Source organism: Noviluteimonas gilva (assembly GCF_009740395.1).
GTDB lineage: Bacteria > Pseudomonadota > Gammaproteobacteria > Xanthomonadales > Xanthomonadaceae > Noviluteimonas > Noviluteimonas gilva.
The window spans coordinates 1,342,560-1,365,309 of sequence record NZ_WOXT01000001.1 but is presented as its reverse complement, the minus strand read 5'-3'; the positions used below and the strand labels follow the sequence as shown (position 1 = coordinate 1,365,309).

24 protein-coding genes are annotated in these 22,750 nt (G+C 67.6%); 9 read left to right on the top strand and 15 right to left on the bottom strand.

Annotated features, from left to right (window positions below; genetic code table 11):
• Positions 1–206: 206 nt before the first annotated feature.
• From lptD to GN331_RS06505, 6 genes are read left to right on the top strand one after another with little or no spacing between them, the layout of a single operon-like run.
• The gene (lptD, locus tag GN331_RS06530) at positions 207–2,570 is read left to right on the top strand and encodes an LPS-assembly protein LptD (protein ID WP_331713383.1); all 2,364 of its coding nucleotides are present in this window, start codon (positions 207–209) and stop codon (positions 2,568–2,570) included.
• A complete protein-coding gene (locus tag GN331_RS16740) occupies positions 2,567–3,970 on the top strand; it encodes a peptidylprolyl isomerase (protein WP_156641089.1) in 1,404 nt (467 codons plus the stop codon). Before lptD ends, GN331_RS16740 begins: the two co-directional genes overlap by 4 nt.
• Position 3,971: 1 nt before the next feature.
• Entirely contained in the window at positions 3,972–4,952 is a 981-nt protein-coding gene (pdxA, locus tag GN331_RS06520) for a 4-hydroxythreonine-4-phosphate dehydrogenase PdxA (RefSeq protein ID WP_331713382.1), read from the top strand.
• Complete coding sequence (rsmA, locus tag GN331_RS06515) at positions 4,949–5,743, top strand: 16S rRNA (adenine(1518)-N(6)/adenine(1519)-N(6))-dimethyltransferase RsmA (RefSeq protein WP_156641087.1); 795 nt, start codon at positions 4,949–4,951, stop codon at positions 5,741–5,743. Before pdxA ends, rsmA begins: the two co-directional genes overlap by 4 nt.
• A gap of 31 nt (positions 5,744–5,774) precedes the next feature.
• On the top strand, positions 5,775–6,158 hold the full coding sequence (gene apaG / locus GN331_RS06510; protein WP_156641086.1) for a Co2+/Mg2+ efflux protein ApaG: 384 nt from the start codon (positions 5,775–5,777) through the stop codon (positions 6,156–6,158).
• Between the two features lie 24 nt (positions 6,159–6,182).
• The gene (locus tag GN331_RS06505) at positions 6,183–7,073 is read left to right on the top strand and encodes a symmetrical bis(5'-nucleosyl)-tetraphosphatase (RefSeq protein WP_156641085.1); all 891 of its coding nucleotides are present in this window, start codon (positions 6,183–6,185) and stop codon (positions 7,071–7,073) included.
• Here GN331_RS06505 and GN331_RS06500 read toward each other — a convergent pair.
• From GN331_RS06500 to GN331_RS06485, 4 genes are all read right to left on the bottom strand, one after another.
• Entirely contained in the window at positions 7,058–7,537 is a 480-nt protein-coding gene (locus GN331_RS06500) for a dihydrofolate reductase (protein ID WP_156641084.1), read from the bottom strand. The two genes, GN331_RS06505 and GN331_RS06500, sit on opposite strands and share 16 nt — an antisense overlap.
• Positions 7,538–7,553: 16 nt before the next feature.
• Positions 7,554–9,827, bottom strand: a complete 2,274-nt coding sequence (locus tag GN331_RS06495) for a patatin-like phospholipase family protein (protein ID WP_156641083.1) — start codon at positions 9,825–9,827, stop codon at positions 7,554–7,556.
• Between the two features lie 82 nt (positions 9,828–9,909).
• The gene (locus GN331_RS16735; protein WP_156641082.1) at positions 9,910–10,371 is read right to left on the bottom strand and encodes a glycine zipper family protein; all 462 of its coding nucleotides are present in this window, start codon (positions 10,369–10,371) and stop codon (positions 9,910–9,912) included.
• A gap of 9 nt (positions 10,372–10,380) precedes the next feature.
• The gene (locus GN331_RS06485; RefSeq protein WP_156641081.1) at positions 10,381–11,124 is read right to left on the bottom strand and encodes a hypothetical protein; all 744 of its coding nucleotides are present in this window, start codon (positions 11,122–11,124) and stop codon (positions 10,381–10,383) included.
• A 166-nt stretch (positions 11,125–11,290) separates the two neighbouring features.
• Here GN331_RS06485 and GN331_RS06480 point away from each other — a divergent pair, with 166 nt between their 5' ends.
• Positions 11,291–13,018: a PAS domain-containing hybrid sensor histidine kinase/response regulator gene (locus tag GN331_RS06480; protein ID WP_156641080.1), complete on the top strand. Its 1,728-nt coding sequence runs from the start codon at positions 11,291–11,293 to the stop codon at positions 13,016–13,018.
• Positions 13,019–13,029: 11 nt separating this feature from the next.
• Here the strand turns inward: GN331_RS06480 and GN331_RS06475 are convergent, their stop codons facing one another.
• Positions 13,030–13,665, bottom strand: a complete 636-nt coding sequence (locus GN331_RS06475; protein WP_197427022.1) for a response regulator transcription factor — start codon at positions 13,663–13,665, stop codon at positions 13,030–13,032.
• Between the two features lie 120 nt (positions 13,666–13,785).
• Complete coding sequence (locus GN331_RS06470; protein WP_197427021.1) at positions 13,786–14,451, bottom strand: response regulator transcription factor; 666 nt, start codon at positions 14,449–14,451, stop codon at positions 13,786–13,788.
• 188 nt (positions 14,452–14,639) lie between these two features.
• On the opposite strand from GN331_RS06470, the gene GN331_RS06465 reads away from it, so the two are divergent.
• Entirely contained in the window at positions 14,640–15,317 is a 678-nt protein-coding gene (locus GN331_RS06465; RefSeq protein WP_156641078.1) for an Hpt domain-containing response regulator, read from the top strand.
• Here GN331_RS06465 and GN331_RS06460 read toward each other — a convergent pair.
• From GN331_RS06460 to GN331_RS06425, 8 genes are all read right to left on the bottom strand, one after another.
• Positions 15,296–15,931, bottom strand: a complete 636-nt coding sequence (locus tag GN331_RS06460) for a response regulator (RefSeq protein ID WP_197427020.1) — start codon at positions 15,929–15,931, stop codon at positions 15,296–15,298. The two genes, GN331_RS06465 and GN331_RS06460, sit on opposite strands and share 22 nt — an antisense overlap.
• An 81-nt stretch (positions 15,932–16,012) precedes the next feature.
• On the bottom strand, positions 16,013–16,846 hold the full coding sequence (thyA, locus tag GN331_RS06455; protein ID WP_156641076.1) for a thymidylate synthase: 834 nt from the start codon (positions 16,844–16,846) through the stop codon (positions 16,013–16,015).
• A gap of 16 nt (positions 16,847–16,862) precedes the next feature.
• Positions 16,863–17,732: a prolipoprotein diacylglyceryl transferase gene (lgt, locus tag GN331_RS06450; protein ID WP_156641265.1), complete on the bottom strand. Its 870-nt coding sequence runs from the start codon at positions 17,730–17,732 to the stop codon at positions 16,863–16,865.
• 56 nt (positions 17,733–17,788) lie between these two features.
• Entirely contained in the window at positions 17,789–18,274 is a 486-nt protein-coding gene (locus GN331_RS06445) for a TPM domain-containing protein (protein WP_156641075.1), read from the bottom strand.
• A gap of 2 nt (positions 18,275–18,276) precedes the next feature.
• Positions 18,277–19,149: a TPM domain-containing protein gene (locus GN331_RS06440; RefSeq protein WP_197427019.1), complete on the bottom strand. Its 873-nt coding sequence runs from the start codon at positions 19,147–19,149 to the stop codon at positions 18,277–18,279.
• A gap of 13 nt (positions 19,150–19,162) precedes the next feature.
• The gene (locus GN331_RS06435) at positions 19,163–19,768 is read right to left on the bottom strand and encodes a LemA family protein (protein ID WP_425489274.1); all 606 of its coding nucleotides are present in this window, start codon (positions 19,766–19,768) and stop codon (positions 19,163–19,165) included.
• Between the two features lie 130 nt (positions 19,769–19,898).
• On the bottom strand, positions 19,899–20,633 hold the full coding sequence (locus GN331_RS06430) for a TerC family protein (protein ID WP_156641073.1): 735 nt from the start codon (positions 20,631–20,633) through the stop codon (positions 19,899–19,901).
• Between the two features lie 41 nt (positions 20,634–20,674).
• Entirely contained in the window at positions 20,675–21,055 is a 381-nt protein-coding gene (locus tag GN331_RS06425) for a diacylglycerol kinase (RefSeq protein ID WP_156641072.1), read from the bottom strand.
• 142 nt (positions 21,056–21,197) lie between these two features.
• On the opposite strand from GN331_RS06425, the gene GN331_RS06420 reads away from it, so the two are divergent.
• Positions 21,198–21,695 (top strand): VOC family protein, encoded by a 498-nt coding sequence (locus GN331_RS06420; RefSeq protein WP_156641071.1) that lies wholly within the window; start codon positions 21,198–21,200, stop codon positions 21,693–21,695.
• Between the two features lie 3 nt (positions 21,696–21,698).
• Here the strand turns inward: GN331_RS06420 and GN331_RS06415 are convergent, their stop codons facing one another.
• Positions 21,699–22,724 (bottom strand): isoaspartyl peptidase/L-asparaginase family protein, encoded by a 1,026-nt coding sequence (locus tag GN331_RS06415; RefSeq protein WP_156641070.1) that lies wholly within the window; start codon positions 22,722–22,724, stop codon positions 21,699–21,701.
• Between the last annotated feature and the right edge of the window lie 26 nt (positions 22,725–22,750).

Here is a 22,750-nt window from a genome sequence, read left to right as displayed (position 1 = left end):
GGAATTCCTCATCGGTACAGGCGAGGCTCGCGCAGAGTGTGGCGGCTGCGCGCTCGCGGGGTGTTCAGGGGAAGTGAAACGGTGCGGAGGCTTTTTCGGCCTGCACGAACAGATACGCTGCGATGGCGCGGAGGGATGCGTGCATTGCCCGTTCCGGGGCCATGCGGCATCCTGCCCGCCGACTCAACGCAACGACCGGGATGTCCGTGCGACCCAGCCTCCGTCCGTCCACCCTCGCCCTGTGCATCGGTTTGTCGCTCTCCGCGCAGGCCTGGGCGCAGTCGACGGAGGACATGCCGCTCGATTTCTCGCTGTGCCCGGTGCGCGACGCGATCGCGCCGTTCGACGACGTGCCCGCCACCGGCATCAACATCGGCAACCGCGCCGCCCAGCCGACGGACATCGAAGGCGACACGCTGTCGGGCACGGATGTCGCGCCGGAGTTCGAAGGCAACGTCGCGCTGCGCCGCGGCGACCAGTTCCTGGGCGCAGACCGCCTGCAATACGACAGCGACACGCAGCGCTACATCGCCGAGGGCAACATCCGCTACCAGGACGCCTCGATGCGCCTGACGGCGGAACACGCCGAAGGCAACCAGGCGCTCGACGAACACAAGATCCAGGACCTGAAGTACCAGCTGGTCTCGCGCCGCGGCAACGGCGAGTCGTCGGAGATCGACATGCACGGCCAGCAGGCGGTGCTGCACGACTCCACGTATTCGACCTGCGATCCCAACGACCGCCACTGGGAATTGCGCGCCGACCGCATCGACGTGGATTCCGAGGAAGGCTTCGCCACCGCGCACCACGCGATCCTGCGCGTGGGCAGGGTGCCGGTGTTGTACGTGCCGTGGTTCATGTTCCCGATCGACGATCGCCGCCGCACGGGCCTGCTGTTCCCGTCGCTGTCCAATTCCGACCGCAACGGCCTGGACTACAAGCAGCCGATCTACATCAACCTGGCGCCGAACTACGACATGACGCTGTACCCGCGGATCATGACCGACCGCGGGTCGATGCTCGGCGCCGAGTTCCGCTACCTGCACGAAACCGGCATGGCGACGATCTCCGGCGCCTACATGCCCAACGACAAGCTGCGCGAGGACGAGCCGGGCTTCGGCTCGCGCGGGTATTTCGCGGTCAACGGCTACCGCAACCTGTCGCGCAACTGGCAAACGCGCGCCAACATCATGCACATCAGCGATCCGCGCTATTTCGAGGATTTCAACAACTCGATCCAGGGCATCGCGGTGTACAACGCGCACAGCGACGTGGGCATCTACGGCCGCGGGCGCAACTGGACCGCGGGCCTGATGGCCGACACCTACCAGCTCGCCGACTACACGCTGAGCGAATCCAGCCTGCCCTTCGACCGCGTGCCGCGCGCCTACGCGACCTACCAGTGGCGCGACACGATCTTCGACATCGGCGTGGAAGCCTCCGCGGTGCGCTTCCAGAAGGATGCGGCCTTCGTTTCGCAGCCGGCGCGGCCGGGCGTGCCGCGCCAGTTCGGTTCGGGCGGTGGCTCGCGCCTGGACGTCAAACCCTACATCTCGCTGCCGCTGGAAGGCGCGAGCTGGTTCTTCAAGCCGACGCTCGCGTGGCGCTACACCGCCTACCAGGTCGACCGCGACTACGCCGCCGCCACGCGCGTGGCGCGTTCGCCCACGCGCAGCGTGCCGATCGGCAGCATCGACACGGGCCTGTACTTCGACCGCGCGACCACCATCGACGGGCGCCCGTACCTGCACACGCTCGAGCCGCGCCTGTTCTATCTCAACGCGCCGTATCGCAACCAGGACGACCTGCCGGTCTTCGACACCGGCGCGCTCACCTTCAGCTGGGGCCAGCTGTTCCGCGACAACCGCTACTCCGGCGCGGACCGGCAGGCGGATGCGAACCAGCTGACGCTCGCCCTCACCACGCGCCTGCTGCGCGAAGCCGACGGCAAGGAGCGTTTGTCGGCGAGCATCGGCCAGATCCGGTATTTCGACGACTCGCGCGTCGTGCTGCCCCGGGAACGCCCGATCGAACAGGGCCGCTCGGCCTGGGTCGCGGACGTGGGCTGGGCGCCGAGCGACCGCTGGAACCTCGGCGCTTCCTACCAGTGGAACCCGAAGGAACGCGAGAAGGACCTGCTGAGCGTGCGCGGCCGCTACATGCTGCCCGACGACGGCATCGTCAACCTGGCCTACCGCTTCCGCCGCGACGTCTCCGAACAGGCCGACTTCTCCTTCCTGTACCCGATCAACCCCACCTGGAGCGTGGTCGGCCGGCATTACTACTCCATCGCCGACAGCAAGCCGCTGGAGCAGATCCTCGGCGTCCAGTGGGACAGCTGTTGCATCGCCGTTCGGCTTGTGGGGCGGCGGTACGTGCACAATCGCGAAGGCGATCTCAGCCGCGGCATCCTGCTGGAGATCGAACTCAAAGGCCTCGGCTCGGCCGGCCAGGACACCCGCAAGACGCTGCGCAGGGCCATCCTTGGCTACAATCGCGGCGATCTGTACCTGGTGCCGCCGGAAACCGCCGTTGGCCAGCCCCCTGACGACCCGGATCCCACGCCATGACCCAAACGTTTCTTTCCGCCGGCCGTCGTCTGGCCGGTGTCTTCGCCGTCGCGCTTGCGCTGGCGCCTTTCGCGTATGCGCAGTCGCTGGTGCCGATCGATCGGCCGGTCGCGGTCGTCGAGGAAGACGTCGTGCTCAAGAGCGAGCTCGACCACGCGGTGGCCAACATCAAGGGCCAGTACACCGACCGCCCGGACCAGTTGCCGCCGCAGGACGTGCTCGAGCGCCAGGTCCTCGAGCGCCTGATCCTCAACAAGTTGCAGACCAAGCGTGCCGCCGATTCGGGCATCAAGGTCAGCGACCAGGACATCGACGGCGCCCTCGGCCGCATCGCCGAAGGCAACAACATCACGGTCGACCAGCTGCGCGCGCAGGTCACGCAGTCGCAGACGTGGGAAGAATTCCGCCGCTCGATCCGCGACGAAATCATGATCCAGCAGCTGCGCCAGAGCTTCGCGCAGGGCCGCGTGTCGATCAGCGAAGCGGAAGTCGACGCCGCCGTCGCCGCGCAGGCCAACAACACGCAGTACCACCTCGCCAACCTGCTGGTGGCGCTGCCCGACGGCGCGACGGCCGAGCAGATCGCGACGGGCCAGAAGAAGATCGAAGGCGTCAAGGCGCTGATCGACAAGGGCGAGATGGATTTCGCCGCGGCTTCGGTGCGCTACTCCGACGCGCCCAACGCGCTGGAAGGCGGCGACCTGGGCTGGCGCGGGCTGGATGAAATCCCGCCGACCTTCGCCAACGTGATTCGTTCGATGCAGGTCGGCCAGGTCATCGGCCCGATCCGTGGCCCGAGCGGCTTCCAGCTGGTGAAGCTGGTCGAGCAGCGCGACGCCACCGGCGAAGGCACGCCCGTCACCGAATTCCACGCGCGCCACATCCTCGCGCGCATCGACGATTCGCATCCCGAATCCGCCGCGCGCCAGAAGATCGAAACCTTGTCCGCGCGCCTGGCCGGCGGCGCGGATTTCGAAGGGCTCGCCAAGAGCGATTCGGAAGACGACCTGACCAAGGCACAGGGCGGCGACCTCGGCTGGTTCCCGTCCGATCGCTTCGGTCCGACCTTCGGCAGCCAGATCGCCGCGCTCGCCGATGGCGGCGTGTCCAAGCCGTTCCGCACCGATGCCGGTTTCCACATCGTGCAGCGCGTCGGCACGCGCCAGGGCAGCACCAACCAGAGCCAGCGCACGCAGATGCGCGAAGCGATCGGTCGCCGCAAGCTCGAGGACGAATACAACCGCTTCCTGCGCGAGATGCGCGGCGAAGCGTTCGTCGAACTGCGCCTGGCGCCCGCCGCCACCGGCGACCAGCCGGCGCAGCCGCCGGCCCCGGGTGCCGCGCCTGCCGAAGCGACGCCCGCCCAGGTGCCGACGCCGCCGCCCGCCAACGGCGGCTGACGTGACGCTGCCGCGGCTGGCGCTGGTGCCGGGCGAGCCGGCCGGCATCGGCCCCGAGCTCTGCGCGCGCCTCGCGCAGACGCCGCGGACGGATTGCACGCTCGCGGTTTTCGCCGATCCGGCCACCTTGCAGGCGGCCGCCGATGCCCTCGGCCTTCCCTTGCGCGTGCTCGCCCCGGGCGCGCGCGCCGAACAACCGGGCGATGTCGTCGTCCACCCGATGCCCAATGTCGCGCCCGTCGCATTCGGCCACGCCGATCCGCGCAACGCGCAGGCGGTGATCGAAGCGCTGCACGTCGGCGCGCAGCATTGCCTCGACGGCACGTTCGACGGCCTGGTCACCGGCCCGGTGCACAAGGCCACGATCAACGCAGGCGGCATCGCCTACACCGGCACGACCGAGCTGCTCGCACGGCAAGCCGGTTGCGATGTGGTGATGATGCTCGCCAATCCAACCGTGCGCGTCGCGCTCGCCACCACGCACCTGCCGCTGCGCGCGGTGCCCGATGCGATCACGCGCGATGGCCTGGAACGCACGCTGCGCATCCTGCATCGCGCGATGCGCCTGGACTTCGGCATCGCGCACCCGCGCATCGCCGTGCTCGGCCTGAACCCGCATGCGGGCGAAGACGGTCACCTGGGTCGCGAGGAAATCGACACGATCGCGCCGGTGCTCCACGCATTGCGCCAACAAGGCATGGTGCTCGACGGCCCGCTGCCCGCCGACACCGCATTCCTGCCCGCGAAACTGCGCGACTACGACGCCGTGCTTGCGATGTACCACGACCAGGGATTGCCGGTGCTGAAGTTCAGCGGCTTCGAGCAAGCGGTCAACCTCACCCTCGGCCTGCCCTATCCGCGCGTTGCGGTGGACCACGGTACGGCACTGGATCTCGCGGGACGCGGCATCGCCGATCCGTCGAGCCTGTTCGCCGCCGTCGAGACCTGCGCGCGCCTGGCGCGCGCGAAGGAAACCGCATGACCGACAAGCCGACCTTCCAGCGCGAAGCGAAGAAGCACCTCGGGCAGCACTTCCTGCACGAGAAAGGGATCATCTCGAAGATCGTGCAGGCGGTGGATCCGAAACCCGGCGATCGCCTCGTCGAAATCGGCCCGGGCCAGGGCGCGATCACCTTCCCGTTGCTCGATCGCCACGGCGCGCTCACCGTCATCGAATTCGATCGCGACCTGATCGCGCCGCTGACCGAAGCGGCGAAGCCGCACGGCGAACTCACGATCGTGCACGCCGACGTGCTGTCGGTGGATTTCACGGCGCTCGCCGGCGATTCGCAGATTCGACTGGTCGGCAACCTGCCCTACAACCTGTCCTCGCCGATCCTCTTCCACGCGCTCGAGCACGCCGACGTGATCCGCGACATGCACTTCATGCTGCAGAAGGAAGTGGTCGACCGCATGGCCTCCGGGCCGGGCAACAAGGTCTACGGCCGCCTGAGCGTGATGCTGCAGGCCTACTGCCGCGTCACGCCGCTGTTCAAGGTGCCGCCGGGTGCGTTCCGCCCGCCGCCGAAGGTCGATTCGGCGGTCGTGCGCATGGTGCCGCTGCCGCGCGACCAGATCGCGGTGAACGATCGCAAGCGCTTCGAACACGTCGTGCGCGCGGCCTTCGGCCAGCGCCGCAAGACCTTGCGCAACGCACTGAATGGCGTGGCCGATTCGGCGATGATCGAAGCGGCGGGTATACGCCCCGATGCACGCGCCGAACAGGTGGACGTGGCGGGCTTCATCAGGCTGGCGAACCTGCCGGCCGCCTAACATTCACGGACGCTCGGGCTACACTGTCGGCATGACGAGCACCACCGATTACGCCTTCGACATCGATGTCGCCACCCGATTCCTCGACGAGGAATCCGCACCCGACGAAGGCCGCTTTGTTTTCGCGTACACCATCCACATCCGCAATCGCGGCAAGGTCCCCGCGCGCCTGCTCGGCCGCCATTGGGTGATCACCGACGCCAACGGCAAGATCGAGGAAGTGACGGGCGAAGGCGTCGTCGGCGAACAGCCCTGGCTGCGCCCCGGCGAAGACTTCGAATACACCTCCGGCGCGGTACTGGAAACGAGCCTGGGCACGATGCGCGGCAGCTACGACATGCTCGCCGACGACGGGACGCGCTTCGCGGCGCCCATCCCGGCGTTCACGCTCACCATTCCGCGCACGCTGCACTGACGGCGACGCACGGATGCGACGCGAATGACGACCTGGGCCATCGGCGATCTGCAGGGGTGCTACGACTCGCTGCAGCGCTTGCTCGAGCGCATCAAGTTCGACCCCGCGGCCGATCGACTGTGGTTCTGCGGCGATTTGGTCAACCGCGGCGGGCAATCGCTGGAAACGCTGCGCCTGGTGCATTCGCTGCGCGCGCAAAGCGTCGTCGTGCTCGGCAACCACGACCTGTCGCTACTCGCGATCGGAGAGCGACGCCCGGACGAACAGCGCAAGGTCAACGCCGACCTGCAGCGCGTGTTGTTCGCCGACGATGCGCGCGAGCTGCTCGACTGGCTGCGCCTGCAACCGCTGGTGCACGCCGACCGTGACATCGGCTGGATGATGGTGCACGCGGGCCTGGCGCCGAAGTGGACGACGCAACTGGCGCAGAAGCACGCCAGCGAAATCGAGCAGAAACTGCGCGGCAACGATTTCCGCAAGCTGCTCAAGAACATGTACGGCGACCGCCCCGCGTGGTCGCCGCGCCTGACCGGCATGGAACGCGATCGCGCGATCATCAACGTGTTCACGCGCCTGCGTTATTGCTCGCCGCGCGGCCGCATCGCGTTCGAGGAAAAGGGCGCGCCGGGTTCGCAGCAACCGGGCCTGTATCCCTGGTACGAAGTGCCGGGCCGCGCGCAGCGCGACCTGAAGATCGTGTGTGGCCATTGGTCGACGCTGGGCCTGTTCCTCGGCCACGGCGTGCACGCGATCGACACCGGCGCGGTGTGGGGCGGCAAGCTCACCGCGTTGCAACTGGATACCGACGAATTGCGCGTGGTGCAGGTCGCCGGCCGCGACGTGCCCGCCTCACCGCCGAATGCGCGTCCGCCCTATCACAAGGACGATCGCAAGACCGATCAGGCGCGCTCGTAGTCGACGAACTCGAACGCAAGCGCATGCTTGTCGTCGATCGCATGGCCTTCGCGCGACACCACGCGCCAATCGTCCGGATCGAACGCCGGGAAAAACGCATCCGCGTTTTCGACCACCGTGTCGACATGCGTCAGGTGCAAATGCGTCGCAATCGGTAGCGCAAGCGCATACACCTCGCCGCCGCCGATCACGCACACCTCGTCGGCCATCGCGATCGCCGCTTCGATCGACGCCACCGCTTCCATGCCGTCGAACGGCACGCGCCCGCTGCGCGTGAGCACGAGGTTGCGTCGGCCCGGCAATGCGCGCCCGATCGACTCGGCCGTCTTGCGCCCCATCAGCACGGGCTTGCCGAGCGTGAGCGCCTTGAAGCGCTTGAGGTCCGCGGGCAGGTGCCACGGCAGGGCGTTGCCCTTGCCGATGGCGCGGTGGCGGTCGAGGGCGGCGATGAGCGAGAGCGTCATGCCGCGCAGTATGCCGTCAGAACGTCTTGCCGATCTCCAGGAACAGCACACCGTCCCCGCCTTCGCGCCAGCCGTAACCGAAGAGCATCGGCCCGAACCACGAATCGAAACCCAGGTACGCGCTCGCGTTGAGGATGCCGTCGTCCCAGGCCATGTCCGAGCGGTTTTCCCACGCGTTGCCGTATTCGATCGTGCCGCCGACCAGCGCCGAACGCCCGAAGACCTCCGCCAACCGGTAGGTGTATCCGACGAACACGAGTGCGTAGTTCTGGCCCGTCAGCTCGTTGGTGCGGAATCCCACGAGCTTGCCGCGTCCACCCAGGCGATAGCGATCCTGGATCGGCAAGACCCCATCGACGGTGGCGTGGTACGACGCGCCGAATTGCATCGCGTTCTTCTCGAACGGCTTGGCCGCGATGATGTCGAAGTCGATGGTGTCGTAATTGGTGTCGCTGCCCAGGCCTTCGCGCGCGACCGTATACGACAGGTTCCCCCAGTAGCCCTTGGTCGGGAAGTACAGGCTGTCCGAGCGATCCACGCTGACGAACGCGTACGCGCGGCCGGTATCGAAATTGAATCGCGGCAGTTGCGGATCGCCCGTTTCCACCTTCGCCTTGCCCACCGCGCGCAGGTAACCGATGCCGGCGGCGCCGTAGTTGCCGAACTCGCGCCCGAACTGGAAGTCGGCGAGCATGGAACGCACGTCGTACTCGGCGATGTCGTGGCCGCTGTCGTCGAAGATGTGATAGTTGGGATTGAAGTAGCCAACGCGCGTGTATGTCATCCAACGGTTGGTCGCACCGAAGGGACGGTAGTACTCGCCCATGAGCGAAGGCTCGGTGCCCACGGTCGCCGTGACGCGGCCTTCCGCACCGTTCTCCGACAGCGGTGTGACCAGGATCGCCGCGCGCAGCGAGGTTTCGAACGTGCCCTGGAAATCGCTGCTCAGCGTGAAGCCGAGCTGGACGTAGTTCGGCCCCTGCGCCTTCTCGCGTGCATGCACGCGCAAGCCGGTCTGGCCGTCTTCGCGCACGACGTCGTAAGTGATGCTCGCCAGCGTGCCCAGGCTGTAGACGCGGATCAGCTGGTCTTCCATGCGCTGCGTGTCGAGCGGCTTGCCCACGTCGATGTCGAGTTGCGAGAGCAGGAACTCGTCGGAGTACGGCGTCTCGTTGTCGAGCTTGACGAAGGCGATCACCGGCGGCGATGTCGCCACGACCGGGCGGCCTTGCTTCCATGCGGCGTAGGCATCGGGCGCCACGGACAGGTGCGCAAGGCGCGGGCGCGCCTCCTCCGCGGCGTCGTTGCCGATCTCCAGCGCGCGCGCCGCCTTTTCGAAGTCGCCGGTTTTCACGTCCGAGCCGAGCTTCGGCACGATCAGCACGTCGCGATCGTCCAGCGTGGCGAGCATGCGCTGCGTGTTGCCGACGGTGAGCATGCCGCTCATCTGCGAGACCACCTGCAGCAGGCTGGCGTTGCGATCCAGCGTTTCCAACGGCGTGCCGACGTCCACGGCGATGACGATGTCCGCGCCCATCGCGCGCACGACGTCGATCGGCACCTGGTTGGCGACGCCGCCGTCGATCAGCACCGTGCCGTTGATCTGCATCGGCTGGAAGATGCCCGGCAGCGACATGCTCGCGCGCATCGCCATCGGCAGGCTGCCCGAGCCGAGCACGACGGACTGACCGGTATTGAGATCCGTGCCGACGGCGCGGAAGGGAATCGGGAGCTTGTCGAAGTCGTCGATCTCGCTGACGCCGAGGGTTTCGCGTTCGAACATCGACAGGATGCGCTCGCCCTGCAACAAACCCGGGGACACGCGCACGCGCCCGCCGCTGATGCCGACGCCGACGGTGGCCAGGCCGTCGCGATCGTCGTGTTTGCGGCGATAGGAACGTTCTTCGCGCGGAACGCTGTCGTTGAACAATTGCTTCCAGTCGGTGGAGAGGATCAATTTCTCCATCTCGTCCGTCGACCGGCCCGATGCGTACAACCCGCCGACCAGCGCGCCCATGCTGGTGCCGGCGATGCAGTCGACGGGGATGTGCAGCGCTTCGAGTTCCTTCAGCACGCTGATGTGCGCGACGCCGCGCGCGCCACCGCCACCGAGGGCCAGGCCGATGCGCGGCCGCGTGTCGCCGGGCTCGCGCGTGCCGCACGAGGCTTTCGCAGGCATGGCCGAGGTCGCGACGGGCGCCTGTGCGGGCGCTTGCTGTGCGAACAGGTCGGGTGCGACCAACGACGACGCCAACAGCACTGCGATCCAACCTGCGCGCGGCATGTGCATCCGGCCTCCTTCGCCCTGGGCATCGGCGAGGTGTGGCCCGATGGTATCGCCCGATCGGGTCGGTTTGTCGAGGGACACCCGGTCAGCGAACGGAGTAGCCCTTGCCTGCCATGCAAGCGCCCCACGAGTTCCAGTACGTGGCCTGTGCGTTGGCCTGCGCTTGTTGCGCCTGTTGCGTGCGCGCGGCCTGGTTGCGGCGCGCGGCACGACCGCCCGCGACCACGCCCGCCGTCGCGCCGATCGCCGCACCATCGGACGAATCGCCGTTGGCGACTTCGCCGATCACCGCGCCGGCCGCGGCGCCGCGCACGGCGCCCCGGGCGCGTTCGCCCTGCGGGCCGGTGCTGGCGGTCGTGGTGGACGCCGTCGCGGCGGGGTCGATGCCCGTGTCCTGCTTGGCCCACGCGGCGCAGGCGGCATCGTCCTGCGCCTTGAGTTCGGCCGACTGGCCCTTGGCGGGATACGCGGAAGGCTTCTGCGCCCATGCCGGAAGGGTGGCGAGGGCGAGCAACGCAAGGGCGAACACTTTCACGAACGAACGCATGGGAACTCCTCAGAAGCGGAAGGCATAACCGATCACGGGGCCGTCGAGCGACACGCTCAGCTTGTCGCCCCTGCTCTCCAGATCGACGTCGAGATAGCGATAACCGAACGCCCAACTGCCGTTGCGCGTGTGGTACTGGCCGAGCACGCTCGCGTTCCAGGTGCCCTCGGTATCGCCCCACGAGCCGTCGCCGCGCAGGGTGAGCGACCAGCGCTCCGAGAAGGCCCACGTGTAGCGCGCGCCGAGCATGAAGTCGTAGAAGGTTTCGCCCCGGTCGATCGCTCGCGGCGCGAACGACGGATTGTCGGGCAGGAACTGCAGCGTGAAATCCAGGTCGATCACGCGCGCACCGGCGAAGGTTTCCAGGCCGACGAACCGCGTCTGCCCCGGGCTCCACACCGCGGCGACATCGATCAGCCGCATGTCGATGTCGGACTCGGTGCGCTGGAAACGGCGCTGCGTTTCATCGGCGAGCCCGAAGTAGGTGAAGTCGGCGAACACGCCGAACGCATCGCCCTGCCCTTCGCCTCGGACCTCGAACACGCCGTCGAGGATGTCGACGACATCGGGGAACGCCGTATCCGCGCTTGCATCCGTCGGCGGTGTCGTCGTGTGGATGTCGGTGCCGATGCTCGCGCCCCACACATACGGTGCGACGGCCCAATCCCACGCGCCACCGGGCGCCGCCGCACTGGCAGCGAAGGGCATCAAGCACAGCAGCAGGCCTGCAATTCGCGTGCGCAACCGTTCCATGCCGTGATTCCTGTCGAGACTGGTGAACGATTCTTCTCGACACCGCCCGCGCGCGACATTGGCCCAAAGGGCAACACGCGGCGGAATCCGGCGCAATGCAGCGCGAGACTTCGCGCGTGGACTTTTGTCGCCGCGCGCGCCCTTGCACCGCGCCTATGCTCGGCCCATGCCGACCCTGCGCCATCGTCTCCGCCGCCAGCTCGACGCAGGCATCGCCACGCCGCTGCTCATCTGTGCGATGGGCACCGCGCTCTGGTTCGTCTCGCAGCACTGGCACGAGCGCGCGTTCATGATCCTCGGCATGGGGGCGCTGGCGGTGTTGTCGGTGGCCGACCTGCGTCGGCGGCGGCGGCACAACGCGAACGAGCGCACGCTGCAATCCATCCTCGATGCCGTGCCCGACATCCTGTACTTCAAGGACACCACGCTGCGCTATCGGCGCGTAAACCGTGCGTTCGCGGCGACCTTCCAATGGGACGTGGACAGCATCGCGGGCCGCAACGACCGGGACCTGTTCGGCAAGCGCCTGCACGATCGGTTCGTCGCGCAGGACCGGCAGTTGCTCGCGACCGGCGAGGCGCGCACGTTCGACGAACGCATGCGCATCGACGGCGAATTGCGCGACGTGCGCGCACGCAAGAAAGCCGTGTTCGATGCGCGCGGGCGCGCGATCGGCATCGTCGGCATCGCGATCGACCTCACCGAGGAACGGCGCGTGCAGCAACAACTCGCGCAGGCCGTGGAAGAAGCGCGCGCGGCGGCGGCGGCGAAGAGCCGCTTCCTGGCGATGATGAGCCACGAGATCCGCACGCCGATGAACGGCGTGCTGGGGATGATCGACTTACTGGGCGACACCGCGCTCGCGCCCGCGCAACAGCACCTGCTCGACAGTTGCCGTGCATCGTCGGTCGCGCTGCTGACCATCCTCGACGACATCCTCGACTTCTCGAAGATCGAGGCCGGCAAGCTGGAACTCGAACACGTGCCCGTGGCCCTGCGCCCGCTCATCGACGAGGTGTGCGCGTCGCTCGCCCCGCAGGCGAAGCGGCGAAACGTGCGCATAGGCGTGAATATTGGCCGCGATGTGCCGCCGGCGGTCATCGGCGATCCCGTGCGGCTGCGGCAGATCCTGCTCAACCTTGCGGGCAACGCGGTCAAGTTCACCGCCGATGGATGCGTCGACGTACACGCGCGCGTGGACAGCAGCGCGCTGCAGCTGAGCGTGCGCGATACCGGCATCGGCATGACGGCCGAAGCGTTGGCGCAATTGTTCGAACCCTTCGAGCAGGCCGACGCCGCGACGACGCGCCGGTTCGGCGGCACGGGCCTGGGCCTGAGCATCGTGAAGCGGCTCGCGGAACTCATGGGAGGCCACGTCGTGTGCGAAAGCGCGCTCGGCGCAGGCAGCCGCTTCACGGTGACCTTGCCGCTCGTGGCGGCGGTGATGCCCGTGAAGTGCGCGCCGGTCGCCACGGCCGTCCTGCCGCCGCGCGGCCTGCGCGCGCTGTTGGCGGAAGACCATCCGGTGAATCGCGAAGTGATCGCCGGGCAGCTCGCGAAACTCGGATGGGCGTGCGACATGGCCGACGACGGAGAAGCGGCCTGGGCCGTGCTGCGCGATGCGGAGGCCTCCGCGCGCTACGCGGCCTTGATCACCGATTGCCACATGCCGAACCTGGATGGTTATGGCCTCGTTGCGCGTATCCGCGCAGACGAAGCAGCGCGGGGCCGCGTGCGCCTTCCGATCCTCGCGCTCACCGCGAATGCGATGCAGGGCGAACGCGAGCGCTGCATCGCGGCCGGCATGGATGCGTATCTCGCAAAACCCTTCCAGGTGGACCAACTGGCGGCGGCGCTCGCGGGCCTGGTCGCACCGGAGGCAACCGTGCGCTGATCGTGCACGCCCTAGTCGTGCGTGACGTGGTTCATGCGCGCGAAGGCCATCAGCGCCGGCAGGTTGTCGAGGCCGAGCTTGCGCATCAGCTTGTTGCGGCATGCGCTGACGCTCTTGGGCGTCAGCGCGAGATCGAAGGCGATTTCGCCGTTGGTGCGCCCTTCGGCCAGGCCCTTCAGCACGCCGTACTCGCGATCGCTCAGGCTCCCGAGCAGTGCGTCGTCGTCCTGCGCGCCATGGCTGGTGCCGGCCGTGACCACGGGGCGGAAGAAGCGTTTGCCGCGCGCGACCAGATCGATGGCCAGCGCGACGTCGGCCAGCGGATCGGACTTCGGCACATAGCCGTCGGCGCCCGCACGCAAGGCACGCAGGCCGCCCGTGCGTTCCGGTTCACCCGAGAGCACGAGCACGCGCGCCGGCACCAGCTGCGCGCGCAGGCGCTTCAGCACGGCGATGCCGCCGCCGGGCAGATGCAGGTCCAGGATCAATGTGACCGGATGCGTGGCGATCGTGTGCGCGCGCACCGCCGCAAGTGCGGCCGTGGCGTCGGTGCACTCGGCGACGATGCGGAATCCGTTGCTCGGCAACGCGTCACGCAAGGCGCGAAAGACGATGGGGTGGTCGTCGGCGATGACGATTCGATGCATGGCCGCTCGAAGAAGCGCGCGCGGCATTGCGCGCGGACCCAGCGTGCCAGCGGCGCGGGATGCGGAACAACCGACATGTGCGGCATTGCATCACCCCGGCGAAACGAAAACGGCGCGCGATCAGGCGGCGACGTCTGCGTCCGCTTCGATGTGGATCGCGATGCGCACCAGTTCGGCGACCGAATGCGCCTGCAGCTTCTGCATCATGTTGGCGCGATGCGCCTTGACCGTGCGCTCGCAGGTGCACAGCGTCGCGGCGATCTGCTTGTTGAGCCGCCCCGCGGTGACCTGTTCGAACACCGCCCGCTCGCGCGCGGTGAGCGTGGTGAAGCGCTCCCGCATCGCACGACGACGCGTGTCGAGTTCCCGCTGCGCGTGGCTGCGTTCCACCGCCTTGCCCACCGCGGCGAGCAGCGCCTCGCGCTGGATCGGTTCGGCGACGAAATGCACGGTGCCGCGCTTGAGCGCAAGCACGCTCATCGGCAGGTCGCCGTACGCCCCCATGAAGACGACCGGCAACGCATCGTTGCGATACGCCAGCGCCAGTTGCAGGTCGAACGCCGCAGGCCCCGGCATGCGCACATCGAGCAACACGCACCCCGGCGCCGACGGCCAGGCGGCGAGGAATTCGCCTGCGCTCGCATGGCAGCGCACCGCGAATCCATCGGCCTCCAGCATGCGGCGCAACGTCTCCCGCACCGAGAGTTCTTCGTCCACGACGTGGACCAAACCATCGTTCATCGCCATCGCACTGGCGCCTTTTTCGAAATCCGCAAGCCCGTTCATTGCCCTGTCTCCCTGCCAATTCGTCCCAGAGGTGACGACAGTTCCAAACTACGCGCGTTTAGGTGGAAACAGCTATTGGGAAACTTCCCCGAATTCCCTGAGGTTTTCCCCGATGCACGAATCGGCTGCCTTGCACGGACGCAAATCCGCCACGATGCTGGGCTCGCATTTCATGCACCGGAGTTCGCATGCCGCATCGCATCCTCGTCGTCGACGCGCATCCACTGAATCGCCTCGTGGTCGCCGAACAACTCGCAACGCTCGGCCATGCGCCGTTGTGCGCGGACGATGCGGAACAGGCGCTCGCATTGCTCGACGTCGGTCATTTCGATCTCGTCGTCGCCGCATGCCGCATGCCGGGCACCGATGGCTTCGCGCTCGCCGCGCGCATGAACGATCTTGCGATCGCGCGCGGCATCGATGCGTGCCCGATCGTCGGTTACAGCAACGACGCTTCGCTCGATACGCCGCTGTCGATGCAAACCGGCATGCGCGCGTGCCTGCCGATGCCGATTCCGCTCGCGATGCTCGATGCCTTGTTGCGCACCTTGTTGCGCACGCGCGCGCCGGCGCCGACCGCGAGCGCACGCAATCCCGCGCAATGGGAGCTGTTCGTCAGCACCTCACGCGAAGACCTGCGCGCGGCACGCGCCTGTTTGCGCAGTGGCAACCTCATGCAGTTGCGCGCGTTGCTCCATCGCATCAAGGGCGCGGCGATGATGCTCGGCGAGAACGACGTGGCCGCGGCCTGCGCGCGCGGCGAAGCCGGATGCGAGGAGTGGAGCAACGCGGCCACCGCGGCCGCGCTCGACCTGGTCGAAGCGCAGCTCGACGCCACCGCGCCTCAATACGAACCGAGCAGATAACCCAGGCCGATCTGCGAGAGGTAGTGCTTCAGGTCGGTCTTCGAATCCAGCTGCAGTTTGCGCAGCGCGTTGTACTTGTGCGCGGTGACGGTCTTGTAGCTGCGGTCGCTGTCGAGCGCGATGCCGTGCAGGTGATGCCCGCTGGCCAGCGCGACGATGACGCCACGTTCGCCCGGCGTCAGCGTGTGCCAGGGATGCTTGCGTGCGGCGTCCAGGTCGATGCGCGGGTCGATGAACACCTGTCCCGCGAGCACAGCACGCACCGCCTGCAGTGCGATCTCGGGCCCGCTCGCCTTCGACACGAAGGCCTTCGCGCCCGCGGATAAGGCTTGCTGCGCGAGCATCGGCTGGTTGGCGCCGCTGTAGGTCACCACGCGCAGGCCGGGCCGCAGGGCCACGACGCGTTCGAGCAGCGGAATGCTGCCGACGGCGCCCGGCATGAACAAATCGAGCACGATCAGGTCGCACGCCGCGTCGCTGGCCAGATGCGCGAGCAATGCGTCGCTGTCGACCACGGTGTCGACGCCCTCGAGTGTCGAGGGAAACGCCACGCGCAACATTTCGCCGAGCGCGACGCAGATGATGGGGTGATCGTCTGCAACCAGAATGCGCATGCGCGAGCCCTGAACCCTGGCGCTGGCGAGCATACGCCCGCCGGATGACGGGTCAAAGGCTCCCTTTCGGGCAGCGACGCTTCACACCGCGATCGGGGCCTTGATCGCCGCGTGCGGGGTGTAGTCGCGGATCTCGAAATCCTCGAATCGGTAGTCGAAGATCGAGTCCGGTTTCCGCAGGATCGCCAGCTTCGGCAACGGACGCGGCTCGCGCGTGAGTTGCAGGCGGGCTTGTTCGAGGTGGTTGTTGTAGAGATGAACGTCGCCGCCGACCCAGACGAACTCGCCGACCTCCAGATCGCACTGCTGCGCGACCATGTGCACGAGCAACGCATAGCTGGCGATGTTGAAGGGCGTGCCGAGCAGGAAGTCCTGGCTGCGCGCCATCAACATGCACGACAGGCGGCCATCGGCCACGTAGAACTGGAACAGCGTGTGGCACGCCGCGAGCGCCATGCGGCCGTCGCGCACGTTGTCCTGCGGGCTGCGCGACTCGTCGGGCAGGTATTCGACGTTCCAGGCGCTGACGATGTGGCGGCGCGAGTTCGGTTTCTTCCGGATGCCTTCGATCAACGCGGTGATCTGGTCGATCGTGCCGCCATCGCGCGTGGGCCAGCTGCGCCACTGCGCGCCGTACAGCGGGCCGAGGCTGCCGTCCTGCGTCGCCCATTCGTCCCAGATCGTGACGCCGCGTTCCTGCAGATAGCCCACGTTGGTGTCGCCCTGCAGGAACCACAGCAGCTCGTGGACCACCGACTTCAGGTGCAGCTTCTTGGTGGTGACGAGCGGGAAGCCTTCGCGCAGGTCGAACCGCATCATCCGCCCGAACACGCTCAGCGTGCCCGTGCCCGTGCGATCGCCCTTGGGCGTGCCGTGCTCGAGGATTTCGCGCATCAGGTCGAGGTACTGGCGCATCGGATGCTCCGGAAAATCAGGCGACGCGCGGCTGCAATGTCGGCGCGCGGCGCGACATCCACAACCACACCAGGCCGAGGACGATCAGCGGCAGGCTCAGCACCTGGCCCATCGTGACCCAACCGAAGGCGAGGTATTCGAGCTGCGCATCGGGCACGCGCACGAATTCGACGAGGAAACGGAACACGCCGTAGAGCAGCACGAACAAGCCCGCCACCGCATAGCGCGGCCGCGGCTTGCGCGAATACACCCACAGCACGGTGAACAGCACGAGCCCTTCGAGGAAGGCTTGGTACAGCTGCGAAGGGTGGCGCGCGAAGCGATCGAGCGCGCCGGTTTCGAACAGCTTGCGCAACGCATCGGGCGCCATCGTACGGAGCTCCGTGTCCAGCGACGAGGGAAACACCACGCCCCAGCCGGCGTCGGTCTGCTTGCCCCACAACTCGCCGTTGATGAAGTTGCCCAGGCGCCCGAAGCCGAGCCCCGGCGGCACCAGCGGCGCGACGAATTCCAGCGTGTCCACGACGTGCAGCGCATGCTTGCGCGACCACCACCACACGGCCGCGACCACGCCGATCAGGCCGCCGTGGAAACTCATGCCGCCTTCCCACACCTTCAGCATCTGCAGCGGATGCGCGATGTAGGTGTTGAGGTCGTAGAACAGGATGTAGCCGAGGCGGCCGCCGAGCACGACGCCGATCATCGCGTAGAACATCAGGTCGCCGAAGCCCTGCGCATCCACGCCCGGCAGGCGCCCGGCACGCACGCGCCGGTTGCCGAGCCACCAGGCGACGGCGAAACCGAGCAGGTACATCAGGCCGTACCAATGGATCTTGAGCGGGCCGACGGAGAACGCGATCGGGTCGGCCTGGAGCAGGTACGTCAAGTGGGGCAAGGCGGGAATCCGTCGGCGGGCGTCGCCCAATTGTGCAACATCGGGCGTTAGAGGAAGCGCGGTTTGTTGGGGAGTTCGTCGCGATCCTCGCGTCCGTCCACGCGCGGCGCGTGTTCGGCCAGCAGCGTGGAGATCGCCTCGATGCCGCGCACGATCGCGCTGCCCGGATCGTCGGAGCGCAGCCCCGTTTCGATCGTCTCGCAGACCGCGCGCCAGGCCGCCGGATCCACGCCGCGCAGCCCGCGGTCGGCCACGATTTCCAGTCGGTGGTCGGCCAGCAGGACGTAGAGCAGGACGCCGGTGTTGGCCTCGGTGTCCCAGACGCGCAGCTTCGAGAAGGCTTGCTCGGCGCGTTCACGCGCGTGGGTGCCGCGCAATACGTGGCGCCAGTGCAGCGCCGGTTCGACCGCGAAGCAGATTTCGCCGGAATGCCGCAGCTCGCCGTTGTCGATGGCCTGCGTGATGCGCGCCATCGCCGCCTCGGGCAGCCAGGCCTGGGCAGAGGGCGCGAAGAGGTGTCGGAACAGGCGCATGGTCACCAACTCCCCGAGGCGCCGCCGCCTCCGCTCATGCCGCCGCCGCCCGACCAGCCACCACCGCCGCCGCCACCCCCGCCCCATCCGCCGGGCATGCCGCCCCAGCCGCCGTGGCGCGCGAAGCGGCCGCCGGGCCCGTTGCCAGCGAGGCCAATAAACAATCCGATGACTGCGCCGAGACCGCCCGCGAACAGGCTTGCGGCGATCAACCACGCGATCCCGCCCGACACCCCGCCGCTGACGAGCCCGCGGATGCCCGCCGGCAGGAACGAGAAGATGCCGCGCGCGACCTGCGCGGCGATGAACGCCGCGAACAACGCGAACAACCAGTTCCCGCCGCCGCCATCGCGCGCCGGCGCGTTGTCCGCCATCGGCGCGGGCAAGGGTTCGCCGTCGATCACCTTCACCAGCGCCGCGGTCGCATCCACCAGCCCGCCGCCGTAGTCGTTGGCGCGGAATTTGGGCACGAGGTATTCCTGGATCACGCGGTTGGCGATCGCATCGGGGATGGCGCCTTCCAGCCCGTAGCCCGGTTCGATGCGCACGCGCCGGTCGTCCTTCGCCACGACGATCAGCACGCCATCGTCCACGCCCTTGCGCCCCAGCTTGAACTGCTCGAATGCGCGCACGGTGTATTGCTCGATCGTTTCGGGCTGCGTCGTGGGCACCATCAGGATCTGCAGTTGCGATCCCTTGCGCTTTTGCAGCGCGCGCGCCTGCGCATCGAGCGCGGCGACCTGCGCCGGCGCGAGCGTGTTGGTCGTGTCGATGACCGGGCTGTCGAGCGCCGGAATCGCCGCGAGTTGCTGCGCGAAAGCCGGCGCGCACGCGAACAGCATGCACGCCAGCAGCGTGGCGAGGAAACGACGCATCACGATGTCCGTTTCAACGCGTCGACGCAGGCGCCGGCGCGGTGGCGCCGAAGTCGACGCTCGGTGCATTGGAAATCTGGGCTTCGTTCTCGACCGTGAAGTTCGGCTTTTCCTTGTGGCCGAACATCTTCGCCGTGAAGTTCTGCGGGAACTGGCGGATGTAGGTGTTGTAATCCTGCACGGCGGTGATGAAACGCCCGCGCGCGACCGTGATGCGGTTTTCGGTGCCTTCCAGCTGCGCCTGCAGATCGCGGAACGACTGGTCGGACTTGAGGTTCGGATAGTTCTCCGTCACCACCATCAGCCGCGAGAGCGCCTGCGACAGGTCGCCCTGCGCTTTCTGGAACGCCGCCAGCGACGCCGCGTCCTCGGCGTTGACGTTCATCTGGCCGACCTTCGCGCGCGCCTCGGTCACGCGGATGAGGACTTCCTTCTCCTGCGCGGCATAGCCCTTCACCGTGTTCACGAGGTTGGGGATGAGGTCGGCGCGGCGCTTGTACTGGTTCAGCACTTCCGACCAGGCGGCCTTGGTCGCCTCGTCCTTGGCCTGGATCTGGTTGTACCCGCAGCCCGAGAGCAGGGTCAGCACGAACACGAGCAGGAGGGCGCGCAGGCCCATCGAAACGTTCGACGTGGGGCGCAGTGACTCGGATCGCATGAGGGAAGCTCCGCGTGAGGGGACGCGGCATTCCATCACCGGCGGTGTTGCGCCGCAATCAAGACGCGCCCCGTGGGGCGCGCGGAGGCGGTCAGGGCGCCAGACTGCGCCGTGCGGCGCGGCGCCGGGCCCAGAGGTTCAGGCCTTCGACCATGGCCGAGAAGCCCATCGCACCGTAGAGGTAGCCCTTCGGGATGTGCATCTCGAAGCCATCCAGCACCAGGTAGGCACCCACCAGCACGATGAAGGCCAGCGCCAGCATCTTGATCGTGGGGTGGCGCTCGATGAAGTGACCCAGCGGCGTGGCCGCCAGCAGCATCACGGCGACGGCGAGCAGGATCGCGCCGACCATGATCGTGGTGTGGTTGGCCATGCCGACCGCGGCGATGACCGAGTCGAGCGAGAAGACGATGTCGATGATGGCGATCTGCGCGATCACCATGCCGAACGACGCCAGCGGCTTGGTGTGGATGTCCTCCGACTCGTTCTCGCCGGCGACGAGGTCGCGGATTTCCATCACGCCCTTCACCACCAGGAACACGCCGCCCAGGATCAGCACCAGGTCGCGCATCGAGATGCCCTGGCCGAACAGCGAGAACAGGTCGGCCGTCAGCCCGGCGAGCCACGCCAGGGTGAGCAGCAACAGGATGCGCGTGATGCACGCCACCGCGATGCCGAACTTGCGCGCCTTCTCACGCTTCTCGTGCGGCAGCTTGCTGACCGCGATCGAAATGAACACGAGATTGTCGATGCCGAGCACGATCTCGATCGCACTCAGGGTGAACAAGGTGAGCCAGGCCTGTGGGTCGGCCAACCAATCGAACATCGGATTCCTCTACGTATTCGTTTACTGCGTGACCAGCGACTTCAGAAGTACCGCGGGCCCAGGATCAGGCCCCACACCAACAGGAAATTGAGCATCAGCACGAACACCGCCGCCGAACCCATGTCCTTCGCGCGCCCGGCCAGCTCATGGAACTCCGGGCCGTACCGTTCGATCACCGCCTCGATGGACGAGTTCAACAATTCCACGCCCATCACCAGCAACCCGCTGCCGACCAGCAGCGCGCGCTCGACGCCCGACTGACCGAGCCACAGTCCGAGCGGGCCGAGGACGGCGAAGAGGTAGACCTCGAGCCGGAACGACGACTCGTGGAGCCACGCCGCCCGCAGGCCCTGCATCGACCACATCGCCGCCTTCAGGATCCTTCCCGGAGCGCGGGGCAAATGCCCGAAATGGTCGGCCATGGCGATCTTCGGACGCGGCGAACCGCAAGAAGCCGGGATTCTGCCACGTCGCCCCGGCCGCGGCGACCGCGAATCGTCCCGGTCACCGACGCATAACGGGGGGCGGCGCACGGTGCCCGCATCCAGCACCGGAGGCCCCGCCATGGCCGTCAGCCCCATTCCCGAGGGCTACCACACCGTGAATGCCTACCTCATCGTCGACGACGCGGCCGCCGCCATCGACTTCTACACCGCCGCCTTCGGCGCGAAGGAACTCTACCGCCTGCCCGTTCCCGGCCCCGACGGCGCCGAGCGGGTCGGCCACGCCGAGGTCCGCATCGGCGACACCAACCTGATGCTCTGCGATGAATGGCCGGACATGGGCGCGCTCGGCCCGAAGGCCCGCGGCGGCGCGACGACCAGCTTCGTCATCTACGGGCCCGACTGCGACGCGGCCTTCGACCAGGCGGTCAAGGCCGGCGCATCCGTCGACAAGCCCGTCGCCGATCAGTTCTGGGGCGACCGCATGGGCACGGTGGTCGATCCCTTCGGCCACAAGTGGACCCTGGGCACGCACAAGGAAGACGTCTCGCCCGAGGACCTCGCTTCGCGCATGAAGGAATGGACGAAGGCGCAATACGCGCAGGCGAACATCGCCTGAGCGTCAGTCCTTCTTCGCTTCGTCGCGGTAGATCGCAGTCCCGCGCGAGCCATCGGGCTTGATCCACGCGCGATACATGCCCGAGGTGTTGAACGGCATCGCGATGTTGCCCTGCGCATCGAGGGCGATCGCGCCGCCGTCGCCGCCCATCGCCGGGACGATCTTGTCGACCACTTCTTCGGCCGCGACCGCAAGCGTGTCGCCCTTGTAGGCCACGCGCGCGCAGATGTCGTGCGCGACTGCGGCGCGAATGTAGAACTCGCCCCAACCGGTTCCCGACACGCCGCAGCGTGCATCGGCCCACGTGCCCGCGCCGATGATCGGCGAATCGCCCACGCGACCGAAACGCTTGTTCGTCATGCCGCCGGTGCTCGTGCCCGCGGCGATGTGGCCCTGCGCGTCGAGCGCGACCGCGCCGACGGTGCCGAAATACGTGCCTGGGAAATCGATGCCCGCCTGCTTGTTCGCCTTCTCTTTGGCACGCGCGTCGTCGAGCTGCTTGCGACGGTTGTCGGTATCGAGCCACGTGTTGGGCACGCGTTCGATGTCCGGCAGCGTGTCGGCGAACTTCTCCGCGCCGGCGCCGGCCAACATCACGTGCTGCGATCGCTCCATCACGGCGCGCGCGAGGTTGATCGGGCTGCGCACCGTCGTTACGCCCGCGACGGCACCTGCGCGCTGGGTGTGGCCTTCCATGAGCGAGGCATCGAGTTCGTGGTGCCCGTCAGCGTTGAACACCGCGCCCTTGCCGGCGTTGAAATGCGGGTCTTCCTCGAGCACGCGGATCGTCGTGACCACCGCGTCGAGCGCGCTGCCACCCTTCGAGAGCACTGCATTGCCCGCATCGAGCGCCTTGTCCAGCGCGGCGCGCACCTGCGCTTCGGTTTCCTTCGACATCGAACCGCGTTCGATCACGCCCGCGCCGCCGTGGAGGACGAGCGCGGTCTTCGGTTTGCCCGTTTCCTCAGCGTGCACGGCGGTCGCGAAGGCGCAGGACAACAGGGCAAGGGCGAGCAGGGAGCGGCGCATGTCGGTCTCCGGAAGACATGCGCCGG